12 protein-coding genes are annotated in these 18,165 nt (G+C 37.0%); 6 read left to right on the top strand and 6 right to left on the bottom strand.

The features are described from left to right. Positions 1-471: 471 nt before the first annotated feature. The 5 genes from gmhB to H4J52_RS16085 all read right to left on the bottom strand — a co-directional run bounded on the left by gmhB (position 472) and on the right by H4J52_RS16085 (position 7,633). Complete coding sequence (gmhB, locus tag H4J52_RS16065; protein WP_182178897.1) at positions 472-1,008, bottom strand: D-glycero-beta-D-manno-heptose 1,7-bisphosphate 7-phosphatase; 537 nt, start codon at positions 1,006-1,008, stop codon at positions 472-474. A 118-nt stretch (positions 1,009-1,126) separates the two neighbouring features. Further along, entirely contained in the window at positions 1,127-1,888 is a 762-nt protein-coding gene (locus H4J52_RS16070; protein WP_182178896.1) for an SDR family oxidoreductase, read from the bottom strand. Positions 1,889-1,929: 41 nt separating this feature from the next. After that, entirely contained in the window at positions 1,930-3,063 is a 1,134-nt protein-coding gene (locus tag H4J52_RS16075) for an enoyl-CoA hydratase/isomerase family protein (protein WP_182178895.1), read from the bottom strand. A gap of 42 nt (positions 3,064-3,105) precedes the next feature. After that, complete coding sequence (locus H4J52_RS16080; RefSeq protein WP_182178893.1) at positions 3,106-4,140, bottom strand: oxidoreductase; 1,035 nt, start codon at positions 4,138-4,140, stop codon at positions 3,106-3,108. A 112-nt stretch (positions 4,141-4,252) separates the two neighbouring features. Continuing rightward, positions 4,253-7,633 carry a methylmalonyl-CoA mutase family protein gene (locus H4J52_RS16085; protein ID WP_182223400.1) on the bottom strand — a complete coding sequence of 1,127 codons (3,381 nt, stop codon included), beginning with the start codon at positions 7,631-7,633 and terminating at the stop codon, positions 4,253-4,255. A 193-nt stretch (positions 7,634-7,826) separates the two neighbouring features. On the opposite strand from H4J52_RS16085, the gene H4J52_RS16090 reads away from it, so the two are divergent. The 6 genes from H4J52_RS16090 to H4J52_RS16110 all read left to right on the top strand — a co-directional run bounded on the left by H4J52_RS16090 (position 7,827) and on the right by H4J52_RS16110 (position 16,102). After that, positions 7,827-8,750, top strand: coding sequence for an AraC family transcriptional regulator (locus H4J52_RS16090; protein ID WP_182178889.1), 924 nt, complete (start codon positions 7,827-7,829; stop codon positions 8,748-8,750). A gap of 305 nt (positions 8,751-9,055) precedes the next feature. Continuing rightward, positions 9,056-10,852 carry a DNA helicase RecQ gene (gene recQ / locus H4J52_RS16095; RefSeq protein WP_182178887.1) on the top strand — a complete coding sequence of 599 codons (1,797 nt, stop codon included), beginning with the start codon at positions 9,056-9,058 and terminating at the stop codon, positions 10,850-10,852. An 883-nt stretch (positions 10,853-11,735) separates the two neighbouring features. After that, positions 11,736-13,235: a winged helix-turn-helix domain-containing protein gene (locus tag H4J52_RS16100; RefSeq protein ID WP_259366640.1), complete on the top strand. Its 1,500-nt coding sequence runs from the start codon at positions 11,736-11,738 to the stop codon at positions 13,233-13,235. Positions 13,236-13,366: 131 nt separating this feature from the next. Further along, a complete protein-coding gene (locus tag H4J52_RS16105; RefSeq protein WP_182178883.1) occupies positions 13,367-14,263 on the top strand; it encodes an alpha/beta fold hydrolase in 897 nt (298 codons plus the stop codon). Between the two features lie 591 nt (positions 14,264-14,854). Next, positions 14,855-15,076, top strand: a complete 222-nt coding sequence (locus H4J52_RS20135) for a hypothetical protein (RefSeq protein WP_259367873.1) — start codon at positions 14,855-14,857, stop codon at positions 15,074-15,076. A 78-nt stretch (positions 15,077-15,154) separates the two neighbouring features. Beyond that, positions 15,155-16,102 carry a GGDEF domain-containing protein gene (locus H4J52_RS16110; protein ID WP_259367874.1) on the top strand — a complete coding sequence of 316 codons (948 nt, stop codon included), beginning with the start codon at positions 15,155-15,157 and terminating at the stop codon, positions 16,100-16,102. 584 nt (positions 16,103-16,686) lie between these two features. Here the strand turns inward: H4J52_RS16110 and H4J52_RS16115 are convergent. After that, positions 16,687-17,871 (bottom strand): acetyl-CoA C-acyltransferase, encoded by a 1,185-nt coding sequence (locus H4J52_RS16115; protein ID WP_182178881.1) that lies wholly within the window; start codon positions 17,869-17,871, stop codon positions 16,687-16,689. Positions 17,872-18,165 lie beyond the last annotated feature (294 nt).

Here is an 18,165-nt window from a genome sequence, read left to right on the forward strand (position 1 = left end):
TGACATCATTATTAAACTGTTTTACGTCTTTCCTTGCCTCTCGTGAGAGAATTAAGAACCGACTATGTAAAATCAATGTAATGTGAGTGTCCACACAAATTGCATGATAACTAATTGTTAAAGAACGTTAACTCTAAGAGTTAACCGAAACAAAATCTCATTCGCTTTGCTTCGTTGCTGCAGGCCTTGCCTGAAGCGAGATGCGTATTCTACGCAACTCAGTTTCGATGTCAACGTTTTATTTAATTTAATTTGAAGTTCTTTTCGAAGATTCAAACCTTACCTATAAAACATTAAGTTAACTACTTTACTCTAAAGTGATGTAGATAACTTATCAAAACAGCCCTTTCGTGGTTCGTTTTAACTGGACCCCTTGGAACTGGAGCGCATTCTAGACATTTCTCGCTGGGCGTCAACCCTTTTTTGTCATAACTTTGAAATAAACTCTTTTTCGATTACTTATTGAACTATTCAGTTAATATATAGGCTAGCTTCGATAAGGCTATTGATACGATGTGCTATTATCGACTCATTATCGCTATATTGACCCGCGAGTAATATTCTATTTTCAATACCAGCACGCTCAGCCGCCTGCATATCTGAAATTTTATCACCAATAAAAACACTCTTTGCTAAATCCAGGTTATGTTCTTTTGCAGCAGATAGGATCATACCGGGTTCAGGCTTTCGACAGTTACACACTTTTAAATATGCTCCTAGCCCTTTTTCAGGATGATGCGGACAATGATAGACTGACGAAATGGTAATACCTTTCGCCTTAAATTCATCAACCATCCACATGGATAACTGCTCAAATTGCTCAACGGTATATTTACCTCGACCTATACCCGACTGATTAGTAATAACAAAGATTTCATAACCTTTATTTTGTGCATCTAGGCTAACTTCAAAAATATCTTTAACAAACTCAAACGCTTCTTTATTATAAACGTAACCATGGTCAACATTAATAATACCATCACGATCTAAAAATAGTGCTTTATTCATAATCAGTTTCTTGTATGTAACTTTTGTAAATAGGTAATTTATTATGTTAATTGAAAAAGGCGAACATATGTTCGCCTTTACTAACGCTTATTCCGAAAACATCATAAGCATTTAAAGCTTACATGCAAAGACCGCCATCAATTTCTACGACTCGACCTGTAAAAAATTCATTCTCAAAAATGTACTTAACGGTATGTGCTATTTCATCCGGCTCACCTAAACGACCAACAGGCTTCATACTTTCTAAACGATCGCGCATTTCTGGTTTCATTGCATCGGTCATCGCGGTGCGAATAACACCTGGAGCAATAGCACCAACTCGAATGCCATGACGTCCAAGTTCTCTTGCCCACGTAACCGTCATCGCGACAACGCCAGCTTTAGATGCGGCATAGTTGGTTTGCCCCATGTTACCGCCTCTTGCAATAGATGACATATTAATGATCACACCTTTTCGCTTACCTTCAATCATATGAACGGCAGCTTCGCGACCACATAAGAAGACACCTGTTAAATTAACATCTATCACTGATTGAAATTGATCTAATGACATCTTTTTAGCAACTACACCGTCTTTAGCTTTAACAAACATGCCGTCACGTAATATACCAGCGTTGTTAATTAAGCCATCAATACCTGAAAAATCACTATTAATTTGACTAAAGATTGCCTCTACTTCACTTTCATTGGTTACATTCGCTAAATAATATTTTGCAGATGAACCGGCCACTTCAATAAGCTTTACAGTTTCTTGCAATAGTTCTTCGTTCAAGTCTATCAAGGCTAATTTTGCGCCATTCTTTGCTAAACTGATGGCCATTGAACGACCTAGGCCTTGCCCGCCACCTGTAATTACGATCGTTTTATTTGTTAAATTCATTTTTTCCCTCAGTGCTTATGCTTATATATTTTTAAATGTGCTTATTTTATAGAAAGTGGTACAAAGAACCACTCTATTATTTTATCATCAATATCGTTAATGTTTTTATAACGCCACTGTGGGTTTCTGTCTTTATCAACAAGTAAAGCCCTAACCCCTTCTGAAAATTCTTTTTGCTGACAACAGCGTAAAGACAAGTTTAATTCGCTTTTAAAACATTGTGCTAATGTATAATTTTCACTCTGTTTTAGTTGTTGATAAATAAGGGCACAACTTAATGGGCTGCCATTTTGTATTTTCTTTTGTGCTTGCTCAAGCCATTGACTGTCGAATAGCTCTTCATTATCACCACTCAAATCACAATCGATAATATTTTGGTATATTTCAAAAACATTATCAGCTTTTGTTAACTCAGCTATTATAACTCGATGTTTTACTATAAGTGATTCAGGTTGATTTTTCTCTGCAATGGCTAAAGGAGATAATATATTATTTAGCAGCTTATGGTTTTGACTATCTCTATTCCAGTTAGTTTTAAGTAACTGCTCTACAATATCATCTATTGTATTACTATTAATAAGATAATCTGCAAGTCCTAAATATTGAGCATCTACACCATTAAACATTGCTCCCGTTAACCCTAAAAATAAACCAATATTATCTGGCATTTTATTAAGGAACCAACTTGCGCCAACATCAGGATATAAACCAATAGTAACTTCTGGCATTGCCATCAATGTTTTTTCAGTACTCACCCTATGACTAGCACCAGCCATTAAACCAACGCCTCCACCCATAACATAACCATCAGCCCATGCTAAAATAGGTTTTGTGTAGTCGTGTATAAGTTGGTCAAGCTGATATTCTTGTTGAAAAAAATCAATTGCTTTTGAAGCAACTATTTTTTCATCGTTTATAGGAAAGCTTTCATTTTTAAAATGATGGTAGAGACTAACAACATCTCCACCTGCGCAAAAGGCTTTATCGCCTGCACCTTTTAAAATAACCACAGCAATTGAATCGTTACTCTGCCAGCGATTCAATTGTTGTGTAAGTAAAAGTATCATCGGTAAACTTAATGCATTTAATGCTTTTGTTGCATTGAGCTCTGCAATAGCAATAACTTTACCATTTACGGCTAACTGTTCTGAAAAAATAACGGGAGATTGCTGCATATATATCACTTTATATCGTTAACGAGAGCCAAAATAAAAAAGTTATAAGCTTCCATCAATTTCTACAACCGTTCTACCGGTTACAGTTCCATCAACATAAGCGTCAAACGCATTAGGTAACTCGGAAAAAGAAATAGTTGTGGGTGCAATTAGCGCTAATTTTGATGGTTTAAGATCGGTCGCTAAACGCTTCCACCCCTGAGTGCGCACTGATATTGGCATTTCAACAGAGTTGATCCCAAGTAAACTTACACCGCGTAAGATGAATGGCATTACCGTGGTCTCTAATTTATAACCACCCGCTAAACCAATGGAAGCAATATTCCCCCACACATTGGTAGTGCGTGTTAGCCAAGCTAACGTGTCACCACCGACACTATCAACTGCCCCGCCCCACTGTGCATTTTCAAGTGGTTTGCTGCCCATTTCAACATCATGGCGACTAATCAGCTTACTTGCGCCTAGCGCTTTCAAATACTCTTCTTGTTCTGTCTTACCGGTAAAAGCAATTACTTCATAACCAATATTTGACAACATGTTAATCGCAAAACTACCAACACCACCAGTAGCACCAGTGACGACAATCGGTCCACGTTCAGGAATTTGGCCATTATCTTCCATACGCTGAATGGCAAGTGCTGCCGTATATCCTGCAGTACCCAATGCCATCACATCACGTAAACTCATCCCTGTTGGTAATGCAACGACTGAATCAGCTTTTACTCGCGCATACTCGGTGTAACCACCATCGTAAAGTTCAGATAATTGAGCCCCACATACCAGCACTTTATCGCCCGCTTTAAATCGTTCATCAATAGAGGTGATCACAACACCAGACAAATCAATACCACCGACTAAAGGGGATGTGCGTAAAATTCGTCCTTTACCGGTAGCTGCAAGGGCATCTTTATAATTAATATCTGAATAAGCAACTTTAATCACCACTTCGCCTTCGGTTAAGTCATCAATACTAATCTGTTCAAAGCCACTGGTGATTTTTTTCTTATCTCCGTCTTGTGTCTGATGGATACGAAAGGCCGTAAATTTTGTGGGTAATTCAGCTAATATAGTCGACATAATTATTCCAATTCCAATTTTTAAAAAAATGTACAAAGAAATAAGATCAAAGCATAAGTCATGTATTAACACTATTATACTTTAATCTAATAAGGCGCTTATTTACGTTTAATTACATGTTGCGACGATACTGTCCACCCGCTTCAAATAATGAATTAACTATTTGCCCTAATGAACAAACCTTACAAGCATCCATCATTAATTCGAAAATATTTTCGTGGTTAATAGCGGCTGTTTGTAAACGCTTAAGTAAGACTTCTACTTCTGCTTCGTTAGCTTTATTTAAACTTGCTAACATATCAATTTGATAAGTTTTTTCTTCTTCTGTTGCGCGAATAACTTCTTCAGGAACAACGGTTGGTGATCCCGTTGAACTAAGGAAAGTATTTACACCAATAATGGGGTATTCACCTGAATGTTTTAGGTGTTCATAATACATACTTTCTTCTTGTATTTTACCACGTTGATACATGGTTTCCATTGCGCCAAGTACACCACCGCGTTCGTTAATACGGTCAAACTCAGTTAATACTGCTTCTTCGACTAAGTCGGTTAACTCTTCAATAATAAAGGCCCCTTGAATAGGGTTTTCATTTTTCGAGAGGCCTAATTCACGGTTGATAATTAATTGAATCGCCATCGCGCGTCGAACACTGTCTTCGGTTGGCGTAGTAATCGCTTCATCATAAGCGTTGGTATGCAAAGAGTTACAGTTATCGTTTATCGCGTAAAGCGCTTGTAACGTAGTACGAATATCATTGAAATCAATTTCTTGAGCATGCAATGAACGACCTGATGTTTGGATATGGTATTTCAACATTTGTGCACGGGCATTCGCGCCATATTTGTTTTTCATCGCTTTCGACCAAATACGACGAGCCACTCGGCCAATTACCGCATATTCTGGGTCGATACCGTTTGAGAAGAAAAACGATAAGTTAGGACCAAATTCATTAATGTCCATACCACGACTCAAATAATATTCTACAAAAGTAAAACCGTTCGCTAGGGTTAACGCCAACTGAGTAATTGGGTTCGCGCCAGCTTCGGCGATATGGTAACCAGAAATAGACACTGAATAGAAATTACGCACACCTTTTTCAATAAAGTATTCTTGTACATCGCCCATTAAACGCAGCGCAAATTCAGTAGAGAATATACACGTATTCTGCGCTTGATCTTCTTTTAATATATCGGCTTGAACTGTACCGCGAACTAGCGTTAACGTTTTAGCCTTTATCGCTTGATAGACTTCAGGAGGTAAAACTTGATCGCCTGTTACACCAATTAGCATCAAGCCTAAACCGTCGTTGCCTTCAGGCAATTCACCTTGGTAACTTGGGCGTTCACAGCCTTTGTCTTTATAAATTTTAGCGATTGTTGCCGCAACTTCTTTTTCTAAACCATTTTCAGTAATAAAACGCTCACATTGTTGGTCGATAGCGGTATTCAAGAAAAAACCTAATAACATCGGTGCAGGACCATTAATGGTCATTGAAACTGAGGTCATTGTATGAGCTAAATCAAAACCAGAATACAATTTTTTTGCATCATCTAGACAACAAATAGAGACACCAGCATTACCTATTTTCCCATAAATATCAGGACGAATAGCCGGATCGTTACCGTATAAAGTTACTGAATCGAATGCTGTTGATAAACGTTTCGCCGGCATACCTTTTGAAACATAATGAAAACGACGGTTAGTTCGTTCCGGGCCACCTTCACCTGCGAACATACGTGTAGGGTCTTCACCTTCACGTTTGAATGGGAATAAACCAGCAGTGTACGGAAATTCACCCGGTACGTTCTCTTGTAAATTCCACTTTAAAATATCGCCCCAACCTTGATATTTAGGCATACTAATTTTTGGAATATCTGAACCTGATAATGATTTAGAATGAGTTTCTATGGATAGCTCTTTATCACGCACTTTAAATTTAAATTCAGGGTCTTTATAACGCTGAACTTTAGACGCCCATTGCTCAAGCAATACTTTGTTTTTAGGATCTAAATCTAACTCAACATGTGAATATAACGCTTCGAGTTGTGTCACTAAATCAGCAGAAACCTCTGTATCTGTTTCTTTCGCTGTTTCAATAGCTTGATGAATACCGTAAAGTTTTTGTGCAACCGTTGTTTGTTTTTCAACCCAAGCATCATAACCGCGATTACTTTCTGATATTTCAGATAAATAACGGATACGGTTACCTGGGATCACGCTACTTTTATTGGCTAATGTACCTTCGGTAGAGAGAATGTCGCCAACAATTAAGCCCGCTTTAGTGTTTAATGCTGTGATCACCGCATTATATAATTCAGTCATACCACGGTCGTTAAATTGTGAAGCTATCGTGCCATATACTGGTACTTCATCATCACCGGCTTCAAACATACCACGGTTACGTTTATATTGTTTTTTCACATCACGAAGTGCATCTAAAGCGCCCCGTTTATCAAACTTATTGAGCGCAATAATATCAGCAAAATCGAGCATATCGATTTTTTCTAATTGTGTTGCCGCACCGTACTCTGGCGTCATTACATACAAAGAAACATCTGAATGTTCTTCAATTTCGGTATCTGACTGACCAATACCCGAGGTTTCTAGAATAATTAAATCAAAATCGGTCGCTTTTAAAATTTCTAAAGTGTCATTAACATAAACAGACAAAGCCAAGTTTGACTGACGCGTAGCTAACGAACGCATATAAACACGATCGTTATTGACGGCGTTCATACGAATTCGGTCACCGAGTAATGCACCACCCGTTTTACGCTTAGACGGGTCAACCGAAACAATGGCAATTTTGCTGTCTGCTGTTGCCATTAAAAAGCGACGAATTAATTCATCAACCAGCGAAGATTTACCCGCACCACCGGTACCAGTAATACCTAATACCGGTGTTTTACTTGCTGAGGCAATTTTACGAATTTTTTCTAAAGCGGCTTTATTTTCTTTTGGCGCATTTTCAGCCGCTGAAATTAAACGCGCAATGGCTTGTTTGTCATTTTTCTTTAAATTAGCAACATCATCTTTTTTAACATTAACGCCCGTTTTGAAATCACAGCGCTCTAGCATGTCATCAATCATACCTAATAAACCCAGTGCGCGGCCATCATCAGGAGAATAAATGCGGGTAATACCGTAGTCTTGCAGCATTTTAATTTCATCTGGCAATATAACGCCACCGCCACCACCTACTATACGAATATGTTCACAACCTCGTTCTTTAAGTAAGTCGTACATGTATTTAAAATATTCATTATGTCCCCCTTGATAAGAGGTCATTGCTATAGCGTTAGCATCTTCTTGAATTGCAGTATTAACCACTTCTTCTACACTGCGGTCATGACCTAAATGAATAACTTCTGCACCACTTGATTGTAAAATTCGGCGCATGATATTAATAGCAGCGTCGTGTCCATCAAAAAGTGATGCGGCAGTGACAATTCTAATTTTATTCTTGAGTTGGTATCTTTCAGTTGTCATTTTAAATTCTCTTTTATTAACTTACTCACCATTTAGAGGTGTAATATTTGTAGGTGTAATTTTTAGTGCTGAATGGCTATTTATATTTTTTATTAATAATATTAAATCATAAAGGAAATGGTATTAACATTGATTTTATTGTTAATTTGATGGACTATCTTGTTATAAAATAAAAACGCGTAGCTTATTCATTATGCTTCAACAATCGAAGTCAGCAAAGCCGATAAAAACAGCAACTATCATTGATGATATTCGTTTACTTATTCCCGTTTTTTTATTGAAAAAACTGCAAGTTCATCCGCTAACCTCCAGTCTTTATCCGTTATCGCTTGGGAAGCATTCAGATATTAATTATCAAATAAATAAAAAAAACAGTGACCATCACAGCTTACTTTATTGTCAATCGACTAGCGCAACTCTAGACTATAAAAACAAAGTCAGAGAAGTTAAATCGGGCGATCTTGTTATTATACCAGCCAATGCGAGTTTTAAATTTACCGCCGTCCACACAGAAAATAACAGTGAAATTAAAAACAAATCAGGAAAAGTCTATTGGTTAAATTTTAAAGGCGATCTCGCCAATAATTTTGCCGAACGTTTATTAATGAAAATGGATGATGGTCTCGCACACGTTGGGAATGTAGATGAAGTGATCCGAGATTTTGACAATTTATTAGCGCTAGGTCGCCGCGGCTATACCGCTACTAATGTTATTCACGCGGTACATATTTTACAGCAAACCTTAAGCTTTTTGGCATTACAGTTGCGTTTAACTGACTTTAATAACAGTTCTACTTTTGATATTGATGCGGTCGAACGTTTAATGCGCAATAATCTTCATCAAGAATTGAGTTTGGATACATTAGCGCATTACAGTCAGCTGTCTAAATTTCATTTTTCAAAGAAGTTTAAAGAACTCACCGACACATCACCAATACAGCACTTTATTAATATGAAAATTCAACGCGCCTGCTCTGAGCTTGATAATAGCTCACAGACTATTAAAGATATTAGTGAGAGCTTGGGATATAGCGACCCTTACTATTTTTCACGCCTATTTAAAAAGTCGCTCGGAATGTCACCTAAGCAATATCGTGACTCTCGTCACAGTGCTTAAAAACATCAATAGAAGTACGAGTATTAGCAATGTATTTAGCCAATAGCTAACTGTTGACCATAATAGCCAAGCGTAATTTATAGTAGACTCATTTTCCTCGTCTTCATTTGTAACCGCGTTGATGATACCTTTATCATAGGTTTGCTCGTTAAAAGTAAATAATCATTGGCTGCTATACTCAAGGTTACGCGATAACATCAGCGATACTTAACTTTTAACCCGCTATTTAATGCTCACCACTTAACTTCACTTAATCTATGCTATTTAATTTCACTGACTTGTCTAGCGTTAAAAAGGAAATCAATATGGATATCAATACGGCAAAATCAGTTTTACAAAGTACCTTTGGTTACGCTGACTTTCGACATCAGCAAGCGAAAATAATTAGTGAATTAATCAGTGGCGCAGATGTTTTTACGCTTATGCCAACCGGTGGTGGAAAGTCATTATGCTATCAAATACCAGCGATAGTTCGTGATGGCGTAGGCATAGTGGTGTCGCCACTAATAGCGTTAATGAAAGATCAAGTTGATGCGCTAAAACTACAAGGCGTAAAAGCAGAGTTTTTAAATTCATCCCAAGACCATGAAGAACAAAGTCGTGTCGAGCAGCTAATAAGATCAGGCAATGTCGACTTATTGTACGTTGCGCCAGAGCGACTATTGAGTGATTATTTTCTAAAGCTTATTGATAATATAACCATTGCACTCTTTGCCTTTGATGAGGCACATTGTGTTTCACAATGGGGTCACGACTTCAGACCTGAATACCAACAGCTGTCCATTATCAGCCAGCGATATCCACATACGCCTAAAATTGCCTTAACAGCGACAGCAGATATGAAAACGCGAGATGAAATTGTTCAAGTATTAAATTTAACGGCCGCTAAAATCTTTGTTCATAGTTTTGACAGACCCAATATTCAGTATCGGATCAGTGAACAAAAAAATAACAAAGAACAACTCCTTAAATTTATCAATACCGAACATAACAATGATGCCGGTATCGTTTATTGTCTTTCAAGAAAATCTGTTGAGGCCACAGCTCAATGGCTGAGTGAACAAGGAAAAGTTGCTTTGCCTTATCATGCAGGTTTAGCCAATAATATTAAAGATAGCAATCAACAACGTTTTCTCAGAGAAGACGGCATAATAATCGTTGCCACCATTGCCTTTGGCATGGGTATTGATAAACCCGATGTTAGGTTTGTTGCCCATTTAAATTTGCCTAAAAGTATCGAGGCCTACTACCAAGAAACTGGCCGAGCAGGCCGTGATGGTATGCCCGCCAATACTTGGTTAGCGTATGGCATGCAAGATGTTATTAAGCTAAAACAAATGACAAGTCAAAGTAGTGGTAATGAACAGTTCAAGTTTATAACTCAACGTAAAATTGATGCCCTGCTTGGTTATTGCGAAGTGTGCTCTTGCCGCCGGCAAGTATTACTCAATTATTTTGGTGAAACGTTAGCTGAGCCTTGTGGAAATTGTGATAACTGTTTGAATCCACCCATAACATGGGATGGCACTGCTGCCGCTAGAAAAGCACTTTCAACCGTTTATCGAACGGGCCAAAGATTTGGCGTAGGCCATCAAATTGATGTCTTGCTAGGTAAGCAAACCCCTAAAGTTATCCAGGTTAATCACCAACAACTTTCTACCTATGGTATTGGTAAAGAGCACAAAGCAGAGGAATGGCAAACGGTGTTTAGGCAACTCATTTCAATGGGATATTTAGCCGTAGAAATGGAATATGGCGCTTTAAAACTTACTGAAAAATCTCGACCTTTATTAAAAGGCGAACTGACCATACAACTCAAAGTAAAAGAATACGGTAAGGCAAAGCTTGCGCGAAAATCAAAACAACCTAATGCCAGCCATTTATCAGCACAAGAAGAAACCGTATTTGAAAAGCTCAAGCAACAAAGAGCATTATGGGCAAAAGAGAGAAATGTACCATCATTCGTTATTTTTCATGACGCTACCTTAATGGATATAGCCAGAGTTAATCCCAAAAACTCAGCGCAACTATTAAACGTTAATGGTATAGGTAAAACAAAATCTGAGCTTTATGGTGAAAAAATTATCGCACTACTACACTAGCTAAAACGCTTATTGTGGGTTCTGAATAAAGTTGTAAACTAACGAATAAAGATAGAAGTACTAATATTAAATAAAGCTTCAGCATTTTTATGTTGGGGCTTTTTTAGTTAAAGTATATAAAGCTAAATAATCTCACACTTGAAAGGGAATACATGAATAACTGTAGAAGTAAGATAAAGATGCAAACCGTTAAATAAAATTGGAAACTGGAATTATTACGTTTGCGCGCCGAAAATACCTTTCAAAAGATTTAATTAAACGTTGAAATAGCTAACTTCTAAAATATAACTCTAAGGGCAGTAGCCACAAACCTGACCTAATTCACTGGTCAAAATATCCCTGTTTTATGTTCACTTTGATACGAAACCGGACATTAGACTGATTTTTATTTTAGGATTTTTCTGTGAGCTAAATATAGGTGATTATTTAAAAGTGTCAGCTTTTTTTGCACTTTTTTTGAAGGAATCAAAGCTGACGTTATTTATAACCAAAAATCAAACTACCTAGAGATCACTTAGATACGTTAGCGGACGTTCCTCACAGATATAAATATGTATTGTTTGGCTATAAATATTACCAATTAATCGAATAACCTGACTGGCAAAAATGCCACCAAAGCGATTATAGAGGCACTAAACATTAAGGACAGGTAAGCGACATTGCAGACATTAATCGATATGCATCTTTTTGTTTTTCGAGCTAGGCTGGGAACGTTCGATCAAACTATTTTCGAAGTACCCAAAACTTACCCTCATTAAGTTATAAGTACCTTCTTATTACTATGCTTACATTAACGTTTCTGTTAGCTTTATTTAAATTAACTAGATGTAATATAATTAAATACTCACCAAACATACTTAATCCAGTATGAGCTTAATTTTAAATGAGAGCCCATTTGATTTACCAAACACTTAAACACGAAATAGATATTCAAGGGTTAACGGTTAAAAATTCCGATAACGTAAACCTTAATATTCGTCCCAAAACCTGTCAGCTATTGATTTTTCTTTTGGAAAACTCAGGAAAGCCTATTAATAAGCAAACCTTGCTTGAATCTGTGTGGTCGGGTGCTGTTGTTGGCGAACAAGTGATTTTTCAGTCTATAAATGAGATTAGGCAGTTATTTCCTAACAACGAAGTAATTAAAACTATTCCCCAGAAGGGCTATGTTTGGTTGCCTGATGTGCAGATTAAAGAGACTAAAAAACCATTTGCCAGAAATAAAAAAACGACATTATTAGCACTTTGCATGCTAGCCTTATTATTCGCCTCAATTATGCTTAATAGACATCAACCTGATGCTTCAAATGACGTACAACTTGCGCAGCAAAACATCAGTGGTTCTATCGTTATTTTACCTACGCAAAACCAAATAGACGGTAACGATCATTCTTGGATCAGACTCGGAATGATGGACCAGATTATTAAACGACTTCCTAATTCTAACGACCACCTTGTATTACAAGCTGATTATGTACTGGAAGTACTAAAACGAGCTAATGCATCATCTAAGGAACTTTTATCAAAGGACATTCAACAAATTTTTAGGGTATCAGGCGCTGAGTTGATTGTCTTTTCTAAACTTTCCGGAGTGCCGCATGATTATCAGCTGAGTTATGTTTTTAATTATAGAAAGCGGTTAAAAAAAGGCGTGCTTTTAAACAAAAACTTGCAGTTATTAATTGATGAGTTCAGTCTTTTGATTGCTAAGCAACTAGGTGATGAAATTTTGCCATTGGAAATCGCCTACCAAGCAGACTTCAACAATGCACTGCTTAGCAGCGCTATCGACAAACATCTTGAAGGGAATTTCCAATTGGCCAATCCAATATTAGAGACTATTGTGCTTAACAATCCTGAAAACTTAACAGCTCAACGCATATTAGTAGGAAATTTGTTTCGTTTGAAGTTATTCAAACAAGCTGCTGAGCGTATAGATATTGCGTTACCGATAGCTCAAAAACTAAAAGATAAAGATGAAATAACTCGCTTACTTTATTCAAAAGCTCTCTATCATTATGTGACTTATAACGATTACAAATCAGCAGATGTTGCGGTAAAAGCACTGATAACAGCCAAAGAGAATAATGATTGGCTATTAATGGCCCACATTAAAAATATACAAGGAAACCTTGCCGTTAACAAAGAAAATTATGAATTAGCCGAAGCATTTTATAATGAAGGAAAACAATATCATCAAGTATTGCACTGTCCTGTGGGAGAGTCTCAATCTTGGGCGAATTTGGCTAGTCTTGCTAAGATACAAAACCAGCAAAAGAAATTTACCGCAGCCATAGATCAAGCAATTAACATTGCTACTACTCGTGAATTATCGTCGCAGCTTAATTATTTCAAAAGAATAAAAGAGCAAGGTTTTAATTAATAAAAACAAATACTTTAGAAAATTATAGAAACTTATTGTAGTTTTGATTAGTACTTTTATGAGACAAAGAGGCCATCAAATTCAGCGATTAATAATGATGAAACTTACCAGTACTCATGAGGAAAAATGTAATGATTAGAAAGATGGGATATTTAATTTGTATTTTTGTTATTGCTTTTAATGCATATACATATACATATAGTAAAGAGCAAATTAAGCCAAATATTACAACGTCTGTTAATATTGGAAAAATAAATATTTACATCGAGTGCTTTGGCAAGGGCTCTCCCTCAATTATCATTAATGGTGGTTTCGGTGGTTCTGTCTCTAATGGTGAATGGGAAGCTGTAATAAAGTCACTCTATAAAAAAAATCAAGTATGTATCTATGACAGAGCTAATTTAGGTCAAAGTGACAAATCCATTGGGCATTACGATTTAGGAACGATTGTTGAGCATCAAAATCTTTTGTTGAAAAAAGTAGGTATCCAATCACCTTATTTGATGGTGGGACATTCTTACGGTGCTTATCCAATTAAATTATTTAATCATCTTTATCCTGAAAAGGTTGCGGCTATTCTCCTTGTAGACCCATCGTTATACGGTCAATTTAAAAGCCACATAAACAAGTGGGATCCTGAGAATGATAACTATGATGCGGAAACACAAAAGAAAATGGAGGAGGAGTTAGCGCGTTGGCAAGGCCCTCCAGTAAACAATGAGAAGATCAATATGAGAACTAGCTCAAAGCTCATAGCAAATAGTGATGGATTTGGTGAAAAGCCTTACGTATTACTGTGGGCCAGAGATGCTATTTGGGAGCCTGAAAAGAATGTACCTGATGGCTGGAATCCAGCAGTATGGGAGCGTATTAAAAATTCATACTCATCTGACTTGGCGGGAATACAAAACTTGTCGAGCAATACCAAAATCACTTTTGCTAAAACACCCGAACATTACATTCATAAATATGAGCCTGAAATTGTCATAAATGAAATTAATTATTTATTAACAAAACTGGAAAAATGAAAGGATAAGCATATTGAGCTAATTCATCTATTGCTAACACCTGCTTTAACTATCCCTCGATGAGGTTTATAAAGCTGTATCATTCTATCTTTGGGGGCATTATTAAGTTCAGTCTTTGGTGAAAATAGAGCAAACTAACGGCTGCAATAGGTCCAAGTTGCCGTTTAGAAATAAAATGCCATAGGTAGTAATGAACTTAAACCCGCCCCACAAGTGAGCAGAAAATCTTGCCCTAAATATGCTCCTGAATTTGTAAAGGCTTAATGTCGGCTTATGGCTAAGTTGAAGAAGTCTCTAATGATCACTAGCTTAATGTTAACAAAGATACGATAACGGACGTTAAGAACAAAGTTTTTTTGGTGACCACAAACCTTGAACTACCTTCATCCTGATAGTCAAAAAAGCCAGAGCAGCAGTTATAGATACTTTATCAAATGAACGTTAACTTTATGACATGAGAGTGCTTTATCGTATTACCTTTCGGCAGTAGATTATCCATCAAAATCTATTTGTTAGTATAAATAATTGACATTATTCGTAATCTATTAGAGTGTTACTATTTTCTACCGATTGCTGTTATAAGGACGTAGTGTGGCATTTCTCTCAAAATTAATAAATACCAGTCGTTTATCAAGAGTATTATTGATTCGAATATTGTTATTTAGTGGGTTATTTACCGTAATAATTACAGCTGCTCAATTATCACTGAATTATCAAAAAGAAACAGAACAATTACAAACAATATCTAAACAAATGACTAAAAAAAACGCACCCTCTTTAGCTAGGGCTATCTGGGAACTAAATACTCAATAAGTTATTGATATAAGTACATATTTGATGCGGGTTGGCCTTTTAAAATCTATAACTATCAAGGATGAAAATGGGGAGACATTGTCCTTTTTAGGTGAAAAAGATATAGAGGCTCATCAAACGTCGATCGATCTACAATTTGAATTTTCGGGTCGAACTTTTAATGTAGGGACTTTTGAATATCAAATTAATACCGACATAGTAAAACGGAGAATCAAAGATGACTTCCTCATCATTCTTATCTCTCAGTTTATTAAGACCTTTTTTGTTTCCATTTTTATCCTCTTTATCATCCATAACCTGGTAATCCGCCATTTGAATGAAATATCTAACTGGTTAAATAGTTTTAAGCCAGAATCATCATTCAGTCCGCTAACATTAGAGGCTCACAAAGGTAGTAGTAACGAGATGGTTAAGCTTAAATCAGCTATTAATGATATGGGACAACAGGTACATAAGCACACTACAGGGTTAGAAAAAATTGTAGCTGAGCGTACTGCAGAACTAGAAAAGCTCGCATATACTGACAGCCTAACAGGTATTAATAATAGAGGCGCTTTTCTTCAAGCATCAAACGAAGAATTAAGCCGTTCACGGCGGTTATCTTATGATGTCGGTGTGATGATGTTAGATTTAGACCATTTTAAAGCAATTAACGACATCTATGGTCATGATGCTGGAGATAAAGTACTTAAACAAGTATCCCAAGCAATGAGTAATTGCTTACGTAAAGAAGACACATTAGGCCGAATAGGTGGTGAAGAGTTTGCCATCATTACTCCCGGTGCGGATAAGGGGGCAATGCATAAGCTAGCTTCAAGATTACAACAATCTATCGCTTTACTAAATTTCTCATTTCTACCTGAAGACAAAAATATCACCGTAAGTATTGGTTATACCAGAGTCAGTAATGATGAAGACTTTAAAGCAGCGCTAAAAAGAGCTGATGAGCATTTATATACCGCTAAAGCTTCTGGTAGGAATATCTTTATAACAGATAAGGGGTTTATTCCTAGCATTGTGAGTTAAGTTTTGAGGATAAAATGACTTTATAATGATCCGAAGAAAGATCCAACTTGTCTTTTAGAATGAAGTCCACTGGCATGTATGAGCTTAAAACATCCCCACAAGTGAGCAGAAAATCTTGGCTAATATTAGCCTAAACATGCTCCTTAATTTGCAAAGGTTTAATGTCGGCTTATGGCTAAGAGTTGACCTAAAGAATAGCCAACAGCTAATGTCAGCGATGCGCAGAAGACGTTAATAAAGTTATTTCATAATATGTTTCGAATGATTATTAAGGTTCACTTATGCCAGTTGTAGCCAGGTTCAAACTTTATTTGGAGTGTTTATTGGTACTTTTTTAATAAATAAAACTTACTGCCACATTTGTTTCTATCTTTACTCACAAAAGCACATTTTTACTCAACGGCATGACTAGGCTTGCATGGGATTTTTGTTTCGATCTTTATTTAGCTTTACACTTATCTTTGTTCAAAAAAAATCTGTGCAATCAATTGAGCATTAATAAAAAAGCCACTATGCCTTAACATAGTGGCTTTACAAGTATAATTTTTATCAGCATTACCTAAAATAACGGCGAACTTAATGGCCTAAAACATTTCAACCGCAATCGCTGTAGCTTCACCACCACCAATACAAAGAGAGGCTAAACCTTTTGATAAACCTTTGTTTTTCAATGCATGTATTAACGTTACCATAATACGAGCACCACTAGCACCTAAAGGATGACCCAGTGCACAAGCGCCACCATTGACATTGACTTTTTCAACATCTAAGGCTAACTCTTTAATCGCTAGCATAGTAACCATGGCAAATGCTTCATTAATTTCCCACAGATCAACATCTGCAGCCGTCCAGTTTGCTTTTGCTAAAACTTTATTCATTGCGCCAACAGGTGCTACAGTAAACTCTTCAGGTTTTTGTGCGTGCGTTGCATGAGCGACAATTTTACATAAAGGGGTTAAACCACGTTTTTCTGCAGTCGATTGCTTCATCATCACTAATGCAGCGGCACCGTCTGAAATTGAGCTAGAGTTTGCAGCAGTAATTGTACCGTCTCTTTTAAAAGCAGCACGAAGTGAAGGTATTTTATCAGGACGTGCATTGCCTGGTTGTTCATCGATAGCGAATACCGAATCACCACGACGAGATTTAATGGTTACTGGCGATATTTCATTTTCAAAAGCGCCAGCGGCAATTGCTGCATTGGCACGAGCTAATGAACGAATTGCGTATTCATCCATATCTTCACGAGTAAAACCAGCGTCATCAGCAGTTTCTTGTGCGAAACAACCCATAGCAATACCGTCATAAGCATTTTCTAAACCGTCAGTCATCATGTGGTCAAGTATTTGGCCATGCCCCATTTTAATGCCACTTCGCCCTTTGGGTAAAAGGTGTGGGGCGTTAGTCATACTTTCCATACCGCCGGCAACAGCAACATCGATAGAACCTGCCATTAATGAATCATGTGCTTGCATTGCCGCTTTCATACCTGAACCACACACTTTATTAATGGTGGTACAAACTGTTGATAATGCTAAATCAGCTGCTAATGCTGCTTGACGAGCAGGCGCTTGTTTTAAGCCAGCAGGCAGAACACACCCCATGATCACTTCATCAACTTGATCATTAGCTATATTTGCCGCAGCAAGTGCACCACGTATAGCTGTTGCACCTAAGTCCGGTGAAGTAACAGCAGATAGTCCGCCCATAAAACCACCCATAGGGGTTCTAGACGCTGAAACAATAACAATAGGATCTGTAGTAGACATGAAGCTCTCCGACATAAAAATAAAAAAGGATAAATTAATGCCCATTACCATAACTTATATTTGACGTTTACGCCAACGTAAACTTTAATTGAACATGCAATGATTTGGTGAGATTAAATCAATTAACTGAGTTAAGGCTTAGGGGGCATTTGAATCGCGATAATGGCTTGGTTATTTTTAATTAACGTGTAAATTATTGACAATATATTCCATGTATCATCGATGAAAAAAGCCTCCACTTTACGTTAACGTAAACTTCCTGTAAGGTGACTACATAACATAAATGTAGAGTTT

The organism is Colwellia sp. MB02u-14 (assembly GCF_014076915.1).
Lineage (GTDB): Bacteria > Pseudomonadota > Gammaproteobacteria > Enterobacterales > Alteromonadaceae > Colwellia_A.

What these genes read in the sequence shown, in the direction of transcription:
- gmhB (WP_182178897.1), bottom strand. Translation starts at nt 1,008, where the DNA reads ATGAATAAAGCACTATTTTTAGATCGTGATGGTATTATTAATGTTGAC.
- H4J52_RS16070 (WP_182178896.1), bottom strand. Translation starts at nt 1,888, where the DNA reads ATGAATTTAACAAATAAAACGATCGTAATTACAGGTGGCGGGCAAGGC.
- H4J52_RS16075 (WP_182178895.1), bottom strand. Translation starts at nt 3,063, where the DNA reads ATGCAGCAATCTCCCGTTATTTTTTCAGAACAGTTAGCCGTAAATGGT.
- H4J52_RS16080 (WP_182178893.1), bottom strand. Translation starts at nt 4,140, where the DNA reads ATGTCGACTATATTAGCTGAATTACCCACAAAATTTACGGCCTTTCGT.
- H4J52_RS16085 (WP_182223400.1), bottom strand. Translation starts at nt 7,633, where the DNA reads ATGACAACTGAAAGATACCAACTCAAGAATAAAATTAGAATTGTCACT.
- H4J52_RS16090 (WP_182178889.1), top strand. Translation starts at nt 7,827, where the DNA reads ATGCTTCAACAATCGAAGTCAGCAAAGCCGATAAAAACAGCAACTATC.
- recQ (WP_182178887.1), top strand. Translation starts at nt 9,056, where the DNA reads ATGGATATCAATACGGCAAAATCAGTTTTACAAAGTACCTTTGGTTAC.
- H4J52_RS16100 (WP_259366640.1), top strand. Translation starts at nt 11,736, where the DNA reads ATGAGAGCCCATTTGATTTACCAAACACTTAAACACGAAATAGATATT.
- H4J52_RS16105 (WP_182178883.1), top strand. Translation starts at nt 13,367, where the DNA reads ATGATTAGAAAGATGGGATATTTAATTTGTATTTTTGTTATTGCTTTT.
- H4J52_RS16115 (WP_182178881.1), bottom strand. Translation starts at nt 17,871, where the DNA reads ATGTCTACTACAGATCCTATTGTTATTGTTTCAGCGTCTAGAACCCCT.